At 72.2% G+C, this 13,072-nt stretch carries 12 protein-coding genes and 1 tRNA gene; 3 read left to right on the top strand and 10 right to left on the bottom strand.

All coding sequences use genetic code 11. From position 1 onward, the window contains the following. Window positions 1–8: 8 nt before the first annotated feature. From selA to AC1QRC_RS07840, 3 genes are all read right to left on the bottom strand, one after another. The gene (gene selA, locus AC1QRC_RS07830; RefSeq protein WP_484206591.1) at window positions 9–1,298 is read right to left on the bottom strand and encodes an L-seryl-tRNA(Sec) selenium transferase; all 1,290 of its coding nucleotides are present in this window, start codon (window positions 1,296–1,298) and stop codon (window positions 9–11) included. Between the two features lie 56 nt (window positions 1,299–1,354). Beyond that, window positions 1,355–1,450 (bottom strand) — tRNA-Sec (locus AC1QRC_RS07835). 54 nt (window positions 1,451–1,504) lie between these two features. Further along, entirely contained in the window at window positions 1,505–2,392 is an 888-nt protein-coding gene (locus AC1QRC_RS07840) for a universal stress protein (protein WP_484206216.1), read from the bottom strand. A gap of 139 nt (window positions 2,393–2,531) precedes the next feature. On the opposite strand from AC1QRC_RS07840, the gene selD reads away from it, so the two are divergent. After that, window positions 2,532–3,554 carry a selenide, water dikinase SelD gene (gene selD, locus AC1QRC_RS07845; protein WP_484206217.1) on the top strand — a complete coding sequence of 341 codons (1,023 nt, stop codon included), beginning with the start codon at window positions 2,532–2,534 and terminating at the stop codon, window positions 3,552–3,554. A gap of 748 nt (window positions 3,555–4,302) precedes the next feature. On the opposite strand, the gene AC1QRC_RS07850 is transcribed toward selD, so the two are convergent. Both AC1QRC_RS07850 and AC1QRC_RS07855 read right to left on the bottom strand, forming a co-directional pair. After that, window positions 4,303–5,238: a class I SAM-dependent methyltransferase gene (locus tag AC1QRC_RS07850; protein WP_484206218.1), complete on the bottom strand. Its 936-nt coding sequence runs from the start codon at window positions 5,236–5,238 to the stop codon at window positions 4,303–4,305. 11 nt (window positions 5,239–5,249) lie between these two features. After that, a complete protein-coding gene (locus AC1QRC_RS07855; protein ID WP_484206219.1) occupies window positions 5,250–6,665 on the bottom strand; it encodes an LCP family protein in 1,416 nt (471 codons plus the stop codon). A gap of 89 nt (window positions 6,666–6,754) precedes the next feature. Here AC1QRC_RS07855 and AC1QRC_RS07860 point away from each other — a divergent pair, with 89 nt between their 5' ends. Beyond that, a complete protein-coding gene (locus AC1QRC_RS07860; protein ID WP_484206220.1) occupies window positions 6,755–7,717 on the top strand; it encodes a glycosyltransferase family 2 protein in 963 nt (320 codons plus the stop codon). 48 nt (window positions 7,718–7,765) lie between these two features. On the opposite strand, the gene AC1QRC_RS07865 is transcribed toward AC1QRC_RS07860, so the two are convergent. Genes AC1QRC_RS07865 through AC1QRC_RS07875 form a run of 3 tightly spaced genes read right to left on the bottom strand, consistent with a single transcriptional unit; the run spans window position 7,766 to window position 9,946 of the window. Beyond that, window positions 7,766–8,410 carry a CoA transferase subunit B gene (locus tag AC1QRC_RS07865; protein ID WP_484206221.1) on the bottom strand — a complete coding sequence of 215 codons (645 nt, stop codon included), beginning with the start codon at window positions 8,408–8,410 and terminating at the stop codon, window positions 7,766–7,768. Window position 8,411: 1 nt separating this feature from the next. After that, window positions 8,412–9,203 (bottom strand): CoA transferase subunit A, encoded by a 792-nt coding sequence (locus AC1QRC_RS07870; protein WP_484206222.1) that lies wholly within the window; start codon window positions 9,201–9,203, stop codon window positions 8,412–8,414. 23 nt (window positions 9,204–9,226) lie between these two features. Beyond that, complete coding sequence (locus AC1QRC_RS07875; RefSeq protein ID WP_484206223.1) at window positions 9,227–9,946, bottom strand: TIGR03089 family protein; 720 nt, start codon at window positions 9,944–9,946, stop codon at window positions 9,227–9,229. A gap of 50 nt (window positions 9,947–9,996) precedes the next feature. Between AC1QRC_RS07875 and AC1QRC_RS07880 the strand changes: the two genes are divergently transcribed. Then, window positions 9,997–10,938 carry a DNA-3-methyladenine glycosylase family protein gene (locus AC1QRC_RS07880; RefSeq protein ID WP_484206224.1) on the top strand — a complete coding sequence of 314 codons (942 nt, stop codon included), beginning with the start codon at window positions 9,997–9,999 and terminating at the stop codon, window positions 10,936–10,938. Between the two features lie 7 nt (window positions 10,939–10,945). Here AC1QRC_RS07880 and AC1QRC_RS07885 read toward each other — a convergent pair whose 3' ends face one another. Both AC1QRC_RS07885 and cofD read right to left on the bottom strand, forming a co-directional pair. Beyond that, window positions 10,946–12,001, bottom strand: coding sequence for a coenzyme F420-0:L-glutamate ligase (locus AC1QRC_RS07885; protein ID WP_484206225.1), 1,056 nt, complete (start codon window positions 11,999–12,001; stop codon window positions 10,946–10,948). After that, entirely contained in the window at window positions 11,998–13,029 is a 1,032-nt protein-coding gene (gene cofD / locus AC1QRC_RS07890; RefSeq protein ID WP_484206226.1) for a 2-phospho-L-lactate transferase, read from the bottom strand. The genes AC1QRC_RS07885 and cofD overlap by 4 nt, the downstream gene beginning before the upstream one ends. Window positions 13,030–13,072: the final 43 nt, after the last annotated feature.

Here is a 13,072-nt window from a genome sequence, read left to right on the forward strand (position 1 = left end):
AGCACCGCTCAGCCCGCCTCCCCGGTGGCAGCAGCCACGGCATCGGCGAGTGACTCGTCCAGGTAGGCAGGCACACACCGGAGGTCCAGCAGGAGTTCGCCGTCCAGCAGCCGCCCGACCACCGCAGGGTCCCCGGTGCGCAGCGGCGTGGACAGTTCGGCGGGGACGGCCACGGCCCATCCCGGCAACGGCACCCCCGGGGCGCCGCCGCCGCCCACCACGCCGTCGTGCCTTCGGACCCGCCCGCCGACCCGGTGGGCGAGCCGCTCGGCCCGCTGGCGCAACACCGTCTCGTCCGCCGTCCGGTATGTCGTCACGGGGGCGGGTGCGTGCCGCAGGGTGGACTCGAGGGCGGCCAGGGTGAGCTTGTCGACGCGCAGCGCCCGTGCCATCGGGTGTCGGCGCAGTCGTTCGACCAGGTCGGGGTCGCCCACCAGCAGGCCGGCCTGGGGTCCGCCCAGGAGCTTGTCGCCGCTGGCGGTGACGAGGTCGGCACCCTGCCGGAGGGTGGTGCTGGCGTCCGGCTCCCGGGGTAGCGCCGGATCGGGGGTCAGCAGCCCGGATCCGATGTCGACGACCACGGGTACCCCCAGTGCCGCGAGGTCGGCGACGTCGGCGCCGCCGGTGAAGCCCTCCACCCGGAAGTTGCTCGGGTGGATCTTGGCGATGCACCCGGTGTCCGGTCCCACCGCAGCGGCGTAGTCGGCAGCCCGGGTTCGGTTTGTCGTGCCCACCTCACGCAGCCGGGCGCCCGCACTCGTCATCAGGTCCGGCAGCCGGAAGCCGTCGCCGATCTCGACGAGTTCACCGCGGCTCACCACGACCTCGCGCCCGCCACCGGCCAGCGCGGTCACCGCGAGCAGGAGGGCAGCCGCCCCGTTGTTGACCACGAGTGCCGCCGTTCCCCCCGGCAGGTGCGCCCTCAGGGACTCGAGCACCGCCGCCCCGCGGGGTCCCCGCCGCCCCGTGGTGACGTCATACTCCACCGTTGAGTAGCCGGCCGCCCGCACGACGGCCTCGAGTGCCTCGGGCGAGAGTGGTGCCCTGCCCAGGTTGGTGTGCACCACGACCCCGGTGGCGTTGAGGACGGGACGAATCCCCGACGTGGCCGACGACAGGTCGGCCAGCGCCGACGACAGCACCTGCTCGGGACTGATGGCGCCGTCCCGGGCCCGTTGCTGGGCGCTGCGGATTGCGGAGAGGGAGCGATCGCGCCCCGCCCGGGTGGTGGCAGCTGCCAGCCGGGGGTCGGCGAGGAGCCGGTCGGTCCGGGGGATGCGGCGACGCGGGTCGGTCATGCTCACCCGCGCTTCCTGGTCATCCGGCTGCACCCGGGCACCGACGCACGCGGGTCTGGCGGAGGCGGATGGGAATCGAACCCACCTGACCCAGGTCCTGGGTCACGACGGTGTTGAAGACCGCGGGGCCCACCAGGTGCCCTGACGCCTCCACCAGACACGGTACGACACGGTGCGCAGGGCGGTGCCGCGACGTGTCCGGCCGGTTAGCGGATGATCGTCACTGGGCACTTCGCCCGGTGCAGCACCGCCCGGCTGGTGGAGCCGAGCAGCAGGCTGGCCAGGTCTCCGCGACCCCGGGCCCCGACCACCAGCATGGCGGCCTTCTCCGAGGCCTTGCCGAGGACCTCGTCGGGTCGGCCGTTCTTCACCAGCAGCGAGACCTCGGTGTCCGGGGACAGCCGGAGCAGGCGCTCGCGGGCCTTGTCCACGAAGTGCTGCGCACCGGCCTTGCGGCTCTCGGTGGCCTCCTCAACGCTGCTGAAGCCGGACGGCGGGTTGCCCAGGGAGTCCTGCCTCGCCTTGCTCCACGCGACGACGATCGTGACGGGCGCCTCGGTGGCCGCCGCCACGACAGCGGCGCCGTCCACCGCGCGCATCGAGCTCTCGGACCCGTCGACCCCGACCATGACCGGGTGGTTCGGACCGGGGAGGTCGACGTCTACCCGGGGGACGATGACCACGGGGGAGCGGGCGTGCTCGGTGACGTTGAAGGCGGTGGAACCCAGCAGGGTGCCGCTGATCCGGCCGCGACCGCGGTTGCCGACGACCACGCAGCTGGCCCGGATCGAGGCCTCCTGGAGAGCCAGCGAGGCGCTGCTCAGCGACGTCGCGATCTCGACGTCGAGGTCGGGGTGCTCCTTGCGCACGGCGGCGGCTCCGTGCTCGGCGATCTTGGCCGCCGACTCGAGCGCGCGCCCGGCATCGAAGTTGCCGACGCCCTTGTCCTGGGCGTGGATGAGCACCCCGGAGGCGTGGAGCACGACGACGGGCAGCTTCTCCCGTTCTGCCATCGCGGCGCCCCAGCGAAGTGCGGCCTCCGCCAGGTCGGATCCGTCGTAGCCGACCACGACAGAGTTCTCGGGGATCTTCATGACATCTCCTAATCGTCGGTGGACCGATCCTGTCGGGTCGCGGGTGTCGAGGCAAGGGGACTCGACGGCTGTGTTGCTCATCGGACTCGAATGACGAGGTGCCCACCGGGCCTGACGTCGGTCGTGACACGGTGGGTGCATGGAGACGGGAGCATCAGGCGTCCGGTTGACCGGCTATGCCGCGGGCGGCGGGTGTGCGTGCAAGATCCCGCCCGGCGAGCTTGAGCAGGTGCTCGCTGGCCTACCCACGACCGGAGACACCGGCGACGTCCTGGTCGCGGCCGGGGACGACGCGGGTGTGGTGCGGGTGCGCCCCGACCTCGCGGTCATCAGCACGGCCGACTTCTTCACCCCCGTCGTGGATGACCCGTATGACTTCGGCCGGGTGGCGGCGACCAACGCGCTGTCCGACGTCTATGCCATGGGCGGGACACCGGTCATGGCGGTCAACCTCGTCGGTTGGCCCCGGTCGGTCTTGGACACCGACGTGCTCGCGGAGGTGCTCCGCGGCGGTGCCGATGTCACCGCTGCCGCGGGGTGTCCCCTGGTCGGTGGACACTCGATCGACGACCCGGAGCCCAAGTACGGGCTGGCCGTCACCGGCACGGTGCACCCGGACCGGATGCTGCGCAACGACGCCGCCGCGCCCGGCCTGCCGCTGACCCTGACCAAGCCCCTCGGGATCGGGGTGCTGAATACGTGGCACAAGCGCACTGGGGAGTGGTCCGAGGCCGCCGTCGAGGCGATGACCACCCTGAATGCGGCAGCCGCCGGAGCCGCGCTCGCGGCCGGGCTGGTGGCGGCCACCGACGTCACAGGTTTCGGGTTCCTCGGTCACCTGCACGAGATGATGAGCGCGTCGGGGACCAGCGCCACGATCGATGCGGCGGCCGTGCCCTACCTGCCTGGTGCACGCGCCGTTGCCGCCGACGGGTACGTCAGCGGTGGCACCCGGCGCAACCTGGACTGGGTGCGCCCGCGGCTGGTGGCCAGCGGCGTGGACCAGACGGAGTTGCTGTTGCTCGCGGACGCGCAGACCAGCGGTGGGCTGCTGGTGGTGGGGGAGGTCGACCTCCCCGGGGCCGTCGTCGTGGGTGAGGTGCACCCGGCCCGTGACGACGGCGCCACCCTGGTCGTGCGGGGGTCTGTGTCCTCCGATTGAGGACGCGTCCGGTGGAGCGCCGGCGCCAGCCCAGCAGGGTGTCCTCGATATGAGGACATTGCTGGTGAGGGTGCGTGTCGGCTGGGGTTGGCCGGTGGTGTCGTTGCTGTGGGACGGTCCGGGTGAGGGGGCGCAGGCTCGTGTGGAGTCTGAAGGGGCCTATGACCCCCTTCAAGTGACACGCGAGATCGGTCGGGCTGAGGGAAGCGCTTGCCTCACCCGCGCCCGGGCGGTCGCTCGATGTTGGGGGCGGCCTGGCCTCGGGTGTCGTCGATATGAGGACATTGCTGGTGAGGGTGCGTGTCGGCTGGGTTTGGCCGGTGGTGTCGTGCTGTGGGACGGTCCGGGTGAGGGGGCGCAGGCTCGTGTGGAGTCTGAAGGGGCCTATGACCCCCTTCAAGTGACACGCGAGATCGGTCGGGCTGAGGGAAGCGCTTGCCTCGCTCGCGCGGGGGCGGTCGCTCGATGTTGGGGGCGGCCTGGCCTCGGGTGTCCTCGATATGAGGACATTGCTGGTCAGGGTGCCAGTCTTGCGAGGGTGGGGGCGGCCGGCAGAGGTGTCCTCGATACGAGGACATCGCTGGTCAGAGTGCCAGTCCTCCAAAGTGATCACACTCCAATCGTCGAAGAGAGTGCTCACTTTTCGAGCGCCGTACTTGCTCAGTTTTCAAGCGCCGCCGACAGGTGTCCTCGATATGAGGACATTGCTGGTCAGGATGCCTGTTGGCGGGGCAGGCGCGGAGGCGGGTCAGGGCTTCTGTGCGACGAGGTGGCTCTTGACGACCAGCAGTTGCTTGGTCGGCACCGTGTCGAACGGCGGGACGAGCTCCAGGCCCTCAAGGGCTGAGGGCTCCCGGCGAGTGTTGCGTGCCTGGAGGACCTCCCAGCCGGATTCCTCCAACAGTCCCCGGTAGTCGGCGATCTGGAGCCGGTTCTGGTAGTGCAGCCGGTTGTTGGCCCACCGCCACTGCCGATCAGTGAGGGTGAGGAAGTTGAACTCCCCGATGCTCGGGTCGACGCTCGCGTAGTGGTCCGCCAGGTCCACGTAGTGACTCATCCGGGCGTGGTCCGCCCCGACCCGGACAAATTCGCTGAAGATGTCGCGCAACACCTCGGCAGGGATGTGCTCCAGGGTGTTGTTGGAGACCATGAGGTCCGCCCCGTGGGTGTCCCGCAGGTGGGTCAGGTCCCGGGCGTCCGCGAGGCGTGGGGTGATCCCGAGCGGTGCCAGGTTGCCCAGCACGGGGCGGTCGCCAGCGCCCGGTGCGAGGGAGCGAAGCAGGTCCAGTCGGGGACCGGGCGGCACCTCGATCTCGCCGCGATCCACCAGGTCGAGTGCGACCTGCAGCACGAGGGCGACCCGTCCGGCCTCAAGGTGGGCATTGGCGTCGACGCTGATGACGTCCGCGCCGCGCAGGGCCAGCCCCAGCGGAACGATCGGGAACCACCCGGTGCCGAGTTCCACGACCCTCGTGCCGGAGAGGTCCCCGTCGACATCGCCGGTCAGCGCGCGCGTGTGTGAGGTGACGTGGTGCCACTTGCTGAGGAAGTACTCCGGGTCAAGGTGTCTCCCGGTGCGGCGGTGCCTGACCCACTCATCCACCCGCGGAGCCCCGGGCACCAGGGACAACGCCCCCTGAGCTGCCGCCTTGAGCCACCAGCGGGGGACGGTGCGAGGGATCATGGCGTGTCCCGTCAGGGCTCGATCGAGAGCGGTTCGTCGTTGCGCAGCGCCTCGAACATCTGCTGGGCCTGCGCCGCGTCCCAGAGGACGGCGCTGCCGACCGGGGTGCTGTAGTTGGGGTTCTCGATCGGCACGGTGACCGATTGGCCGCTGCCTCCGGAGATGCTCCGCATCGCCAGCGCCATCTGGATCGTCTCCCACATCGAGGTGTCCTCACCGATGTGCATGGCCGATCCCGTGGCGGTGCCGACGTCGTGCAGTCGCCACGGCACGAGCATCGTCTGGGGCGTGGCCATCTTGCTGACCAGCGCGGAGAGGAACTCACGCTGCCGTTCGACCCGACCCAGATCGCCCCGCGGGTCGGAGTAGCGCATCCGGACGTAGTTGAGGGCTTCTGCGCCAGCGAGGTCCTGACAACCGGCGGCGAGGTCCAGCCTCGTCTTCTCGTCGGCGACGGGCTCATCGAGGCACATGTGGACTCCGTCCACGGTCTGCACCACCTCGACGAAACCGCCGAAACCGATCTCGAGGTACCCCGACACGCGGAGCCCGGTCGACTGCTCGACGGTGTCGACGAGCAGCGGTGCGCCGTCGATGGAGTAGGCAGCGTTGATCTTGTTCCACCCCTGGCCGGGGATCTCCACGTAGCTGTCGCGGGGGATCGAGACCAACGTCGGATCACCGTCGTCGGGCACGTGCAGCAGCATGATCGTGTCGGCGCGGGCACCCTCCGTGCTGTGTCCGGCCACCAGTTCGTTGCGCTCCTCCCGGGTCAGGTTGTCCCGGCTGTCGGTGCCGACCAGCACGAAGTTGGTGCCGCTGCCCCCCTCCGGACGGTCGGAGGAGGTCGGCGTCGCGGGCACCCGCTCGATCGAGTTCCAGGTCGCGCTGACGGCCCAGATCATCGCCCCCACGTAGGCCAGCACCAACACGAGGATGACGACCATGAAGCGGCGCAGACCGTAGCGCGGACGCTTGCGGCGTCCCCGCCCGCCCGGTGGGGGGCCGCCCGGGGGCGGACCACCCGGACGGCGCGCGGGCGCCGCCTGCTCCCGACCGTCCCGGTCGTCGTCGTACCCCTCGTCATACCCCTGCTCGTAGCCCCCGTCGTACTCCCCGTCCTCGGCGTACCGCCCGTCGTACCCCCCGGCATACTGCTGCGTCTCAGGGGCGTCCGCGTCGGCATACCCGTCGTCGTAGTCGTACCCCTGCTCCTCGTCCCGGCGGTACCCCCGACGGCCGGTGCCGCGGTCGCCGTCGGACGAGTGCGCCCCCGCAGACGGGTAGTCGATCTGCTGCGTCGCGTCCGGGTCGTAGTCCTCGCCGCCCAGGTAACCGGGGACCTCGGGGTCCCTGGGGTCGCTGCGACGACCGCGCGGCGCGCGGGGTATCGGGCGGGTCCAGTCGTCCTCGGGGTGGTGCGGCACCGGGCCAGCGTAGGCGAGTTGCCCGGGAGCCCTCGAACCGCCACACCGGCGATGGGGCGTGCCGCAGGTCGGACGGATACCCTGCGAGCGTGACGTCCGACCACCCGCCCGTGTCCGTGATCATGCCGATCCTCAACGAGGAACGGCACCTGGGGCACGCGGTCCGATCCGTGCTCGCACAGGCCTATCCGGGTGACCTGGAGGTGGTCCTGGCCATCGGCCCGAGCGAGGACCGCACCCTGGAGGTGGCCCGTGAATTGGCCGCCGAGGATCCCAGGATCACCATCGTGGACAACCCGTCCGGACGCACCCCGGACGGCCTGAACCGTGCGTTGGAAGCGGCTGCGCACGAGATCATCGTGCGGATGGACGGGCACGGGGAACTCTCCGAGGGCTACGTCACCCGGGCCGTCGAGGTGCTCCTGGAGACCGGGGCCGCAAACGTGGGTGGCCTGATGCGGGCCGAGGGGGAGACCGACTTCGAGAAGGCCGTGGCCGGGGCGATGCGCTCCCCCCTGGGTATCGGGGGCGCCCGGTTCCACGTCGGAGGCTCGGCCGGGCCCAGCAAGACGGTCTACCTGGGGGTGTTCCAGCGGGACTGGCTGCGGCGCGTCGGTGGCTACGACACCACCTACTCCCGGGCCCAGGACTGGGAGATGAACTATCGGATCCGCCAGGAGGGCGGGCTGGTCTGGTTCACGCCGGAGCTCAGCGTCACCTACCGGCCGCGCCCCGACTTCGGGGCACTGGCCCGGCAGTTCTATCGGACCGGGCAGTGGCGCCGGCGGCTCACCCGGCAGCACCCGCGCTCGCTGAACGTCCGCTACCTGGCCCCGCCGGTGGCCGTGGCCGGTCTGGCCGTCGCCGCCGTGGGTGGGCTGGTGTGGCGTCCGCTGTGGCTGGCGCCAGCGGGGTATGCCGCAGCCGTCACCGTGGGCGGACTGGCCATCGGGGCACCGGACGGCCCCGCCGTGGCCGTGCGGGTGCCCCCCGTGCTGGCCGTGATGCACCTGGCCTGGGGGACCGGCTTCCTGCGGGGGACCGACGACTGAAACCCCGGCGCACCGCCGGGCGGCGGTGGTGCGCTGACCGGGCGCCGGTCAGGCCTCCTGCAGGTCGACCGTCAGCGTCGGGCCCGTCTTCTCCTCGACCTCCTCGACGGTCACGCCGGGCGCGAGCTCGCGCAGCACCAGCCCGTCCGCGGTGACGTCGATGACGGCCAGGTCGGTGATGATCCGCTGCACCACGGCCAGGCCGGTGATGGGCAGCGAGCACTCGTCCACGATCTTGTGGGAGCCGTCCCTGGCGACGTGCTCCATGAGCACGATGACCTTCTTGGCACCGTGCACCAGGTCCATCGCCCCGCCCATCCCCTTGACCATCTTGCCGGGGATCATCCAGTTGGCGATGTCGCCGCCGACCGAGACCTGCATCGCGCCGAGGATGGCCGCGTCGACCTTGCCGCCGCGGATCATCCCGAAGCTCGTGGCGGAGTCGAAGAAGGAGGCGCCGGGGCGGACCGTGACGGTCTCCTTGCCGGCGTTGATCAGGTCCGGCTCCTCCGTGCCCTCGACCGGATAGGCGCCCACGCCGAGGATGCCGTTCTCGGACTGCAGGACCAGCTCGACGTCGTCGGCCACGTAGTTGGGCACCAGCGTCGGCAGTCCGATGCCGAGGTTGACGTAGTCACCGTCGGCCAGTTCCCGGGCGGCCCGGGCCGCCATCTCGTCACGGGTCAGGGCCATCTCAGGCCTCCTGCTCGGTCGTCGGGGCGGGACGGGTCGTGCGGCGCTCGATCCGCTTGTCGACCGCCTGATCGGCGGTCAGCGGGAGCACCCGCTGCACGTAGATGCCGGGCAGGTGCACGTCGTCCGGATCGAGGTCGCCCGGGTCGACGAGCTCCTCCACCTCGGCCACCGTCACCCGGCCAGACATGGCGCACAGCGGGTTGAAGTTGCGGGCCGACTTGTTGAAGACCAGGTTGCCGTGGCGGTCACCGACCGCAGCGCGGACCAGGCCGAAGTCGGCCACGATGGAGTGCTCCAGCACGTAGTCGCGGGTCTGCCCACCGAAGTCGAACTCCTGGGTGGCCTTGGGTGGGGAGGCAATCTCCACGGAGCCGTCGGCGGCGTACTTCCACGGCATGCCACCCTCGCTGACCTGGCTGCCGACGCCGGTGGCGGTGTAGAAGGCGGGGATCCCGCAGCCTCCGGCACGCAGCTTCTCCGCCAGGGTGCCCTGCGGCGTCAGCTCCACCTCCAGCTCGCCGGAGAGGTACTGCCGGGCAAACTCCTTGTTCTCCCCGACGTAGGAGGCGATGATCCGGCGCAGCCGACGCTCGTTCAGCAGGATGCCCAGGCCCCAGTCGTCCACCCCGCAGTTGTTGCTGACGACCTCAAGGTCCTTGGTGCCCCGGGCGAGGAGCTCGGCGATCAGCACCGAGGGCACCCCGCAGAGTCCGAACCCTCCGACCGCCAGCGTCATCCCGTCGGTCACGCCCTCCAGGGCCTCGGCGGCTGTAGCAACGACTTTGTCCATGCCCGCACCCTAACCGTGCCCGGTCAGGCTTCGGGAAGCAGGTCCACGCCCTCCGAACGCATCCGTTCGTCCTCCGGGCCGGGTGCTGCGCCGCGCACCAGCACGACCGAGCCGCCGGCCGCGAACGCCTGCAGGAGGTGCAGGAGGAAGGTGTGCGGCTCGGCGCCGTGCAGCAGCACGCGGGAGCCCGGCGGCCAGGTCGGGTCCGGGACGACCTCGCGGTATGCCGTCCGCTCACCGTCGTGGATCAGCGCCGGGTCCTCGGGGTCGGGCTCGTCCCACGGGGTGAACCCGTCGCCGTAGCTGGGCAGCTCCTTGGCCTCGTCCATCACCCCGGACCGCAGGTCCCCGTCGAACTCGCGCGCCAGCGCCGGCAACGTCACCGCGATGACCTCGTCGGCGTCCTCGGCGTGGGCGGCCTCCGGGTCGTGGGTCACCAGCACGTCCGCGCCCTCGTGGAGGTCGAGGGTCAGGGTCGCGCCCACCGACCACACGGCCAGGGACCAGTAGGTCCAGCGCCAGTGGGGCACCGGCAGGTCGAGCAGGACGACCGAGCCCGGCTCGACGTCCAGCCCCTCCTGGAGGGCGTTGGCTGCCTTGGCGACCCAGGTGGCGAGCACCTTGCGGGAGAGCTCGATCCGCTCCCCCTGGGTGGGGCCGGGGGTGTCGTCGTAGAACGTGACGGCAGGTCGCGACGGATCCTCGGCGAGGAGGTCGGCCAGGACCTGGGCGGGCGTGTGCACGCCCACGACGCTAACGCAGGTCGGTCGGACGGGCGTGTCAGGCTGTGGACATGTCGCCCAATCCGCAGACCGTGATGCGCCGGTCCCGGTGGGCACCCGGGCGACCCGTGGACCTGGTCGCGACGTGGGGGACGCTGCGCCGGGGGACCGGGGACCCGACCTGGCAACAGCACCACGGCGCCCTCTGGCGGGGAGTGCGGACCGCCGCGGGACCCGTCACCCTGCACGTGCGGGTGGACCGTGCCGCCGGCGAGGTCGAGGGTCGAGCCTGGGGATCCTCCGCGGCCACGGAGCTCATCCTGGACGCACTCCCGGCGATGCTCGGGCGCGAGGACGACCCGGGCGGTTTCCACCCGCGGCATCGCGTCCTGGCCGAGGCCTGGGCGCGTCGACCGGGGTGGCGGGTGCCCCGGACCGGGATGGTGCTGGAGTCCCTCGTTCCGGCGGTCATCGAGCAGAAGGTCACCGGCCAGGAGGCGTTCGCCGGGCAGCGCAGGCTGGTCCGCCGGTGGGGTGAGCCGGCTCCGGGGCCGGGCCGGGCGATGGGGTTGTGGGTGGCGCCGTCACCGGCGACGCTGCGCGCGGTCCCGTCCTGGGAGTGGCTGCGGCTCGGGGTCAGCCCGCAGCGGGCGGACACCCTTGCGCGCGTGGTCGCGGTGTCGGACCGGCTCGAGGAGGCGGCCGGGCTCGACGGCGTGGCAGCGCGGCGACGGCTCACCGCGGTGCCCGGCGTGGGGGTCTGGACCGCCGCCGAGACCGCGCACCGCGCGCTCGGTGACGCCGACGCGGTCAGCTTCGGCGACTATCACGTGGCCGCCGACATCGGGTGGGCGTTGACCGGGAGCCCGCTCGACGATGACGCGCTCGTCGAGCTGCTCGAGCCGTATGCCGGCCACCGCTACCGGGTGCAGCGGCTGCTCGAGCTGGCGGGACACCACCGTCCACGGCGCGGCCCGCGCATGGCGCCCCGGGCCCACCTGCCGGTGCGCTGACCAGGCGTCACCCGGCCTGGGACTGCACCCGAACCTGCGGGTCGGCCAGGCGCTCGCCGCGCAGGGCCACCTCGAGCCGGGCGCTGACCCGGCCCACGGAGACCGGGTCACCCCCGGACACCCGGAGCGTCAGGCGCCCCGAGTCGTCGGCCTCGACCTCGACCGCAGTCCCGTCCGGCTCGCCGAGCCGGGCCAGGCGCACGGCGCGGTCCAGGCGGGTCGGGACGTCCTCGGGGGCCACGGAGGGGATCCCGACCGCCGCGGCCTCGGGGGTGCCGGGCTCCGCGCCGAGGGCCGCTCGGACGGCCTCGATCGCGCCGTGTGCGAACCAGTCGTCCGGGCCGGTGCGGACCAGGTCGGCGGCGCCGCGCGCCCCCGGGTCCGCCACGGTGCCCGAGGGCAGGCCCCGGACCAGTGCTGCCGGGACCCCGCCGACCTTGCCCTTGACCAGGTCGGCCGCGGCCGCGATCTCGTCGGCGACCGCCCGCGAGGTGACCGACAGGTCGCGCCCGTCGGCGTCCCTCCCGCCCCGGAGGTCATCCAGCACCGCGATCCCGCAGGAGCCCAGCGCAAAGTCGGTCTGGCCCACGCGCCACGGTCGCCCCGCGGTGTCGCTCAGGACGATGCCGACCATCGGCACGGGTGAGGGCGCATAGGCCGCCAGCAACTCGGCATACACCGATCGGGCGGCTAGGTCCGGGTCGGGCGGCAGGGTGAGGAACCCGCCCTCCTCCCCGACGTTCGATCCATCGATCCCGGCGGCGACCATCACGGGCCCCGCTGCGGCGTGCACCACCCGGGTCACCCCGTGCGGCGTGGACCGCTCGGTCACGATGCGGCGGCTGTGCCGCAGCACCAGGGACTCCTTGTCCGCGGTGTGCTCGCGCATCCCGAAGGCCTTGGAGACGATCTTGCTGGAGAGCACGAGCACGTCGCCGTCCACCAGCCGCAGGTCCGCCCGCTCCAGGGCGTCCCGCAGCAGGGACCCCAGGTCGTCGCCCCGACGCACCTCGCCGATGCCGGTCAGCGGGATCAGCGTCACCGCGCCCGGGGGAGTGCTCACGCGGCACCCCCCGCGTCGCGGGCGCGCAGCTCCAGCGCCAGGTCGAGGGCTGCCCCGGCGATCTCCGCGGCGGTCTCGACGTCCCTCATCTGCAGGTCACGGTGGCGCACCGTGGTGCGCGAGGCGTACCCGCCCGGCGCCTGGTCCCGGTCCACGTCGTCGACCAGCCACCCGTCGAGGAAGTCCGCGTAGAGACCGGCCACCCCGACGGCGCTGACCTCGACCCCGAGGGGGGCCAGGCATGCGTCCGCATGCCCGCGCACCGGAGCCCCGCCGATGATCGGGCTCACTCCGACGACGGGGGCGCGGGAGCCGCGGAGGGCGTCGCGCACCCCGGGGATGCCGAGCACGATGCCGATTGAGACGACCGGGTTGCTGGGCGGCAGCAGGATCACGTCGGCGGTGCGCAGCGACTCCAGGACCCCGGGCGCGGGGACGGCGGACGACAGTCCGGCGACGGTGAACCTGCGAGCCGGGACAGCCGCACGCTGCTGGACCCACCACTGCTGGAAGTGCACGGCCCGCTCCCCGGGGCTCCCGTCGGGGGCCGGGTGGTCGGGATCGTCGAGCACCACGTGCGTCTCGATCGGGGTGTCGGTCGCCGGGAGGAGGCGCACACCCTGCCCGGGCAGCCCCCAGCGCCGGGCCAGCCGGCTGGTGACCTCGCTGAGCGAGAGCCCCTGCCCGAGCCACTGGCTGCGGGCGATGTGCGTGCCGAAGTCGCGGTCCCCGAGGCCGAACCACTGGGGCTCGGCGCCCAGCGCCGCGAGCTCGCTCATCACCTCGCGGGTATCTCCCTCGCGCCCCCACCCCTGCGCCTCGTCCACGCCCCCGCCCAGGGTGTAGAGGACCGAGTCCAGGTCGGGGCAGATGCGCAGCCCGAACAGCGTGATGTCGTCGCCGGTGTTGCCGATGATCGTGAGCCGGGCGTCGTCGGGTGCCGGGCCTTCGCGCCGTTCCAGGTGGTGTGTCAGGCCGCGCAGGAAGCGGGCGCCGCCCACACCACCGGAGATTGCCGTGATCCGCATGGGTCCATTGTGGGAGGTCAGGCCCTTGTAGCAGACCTGGGGT

Source organism: Ornithinicoccus sp. (assembly GCF_057176825.1).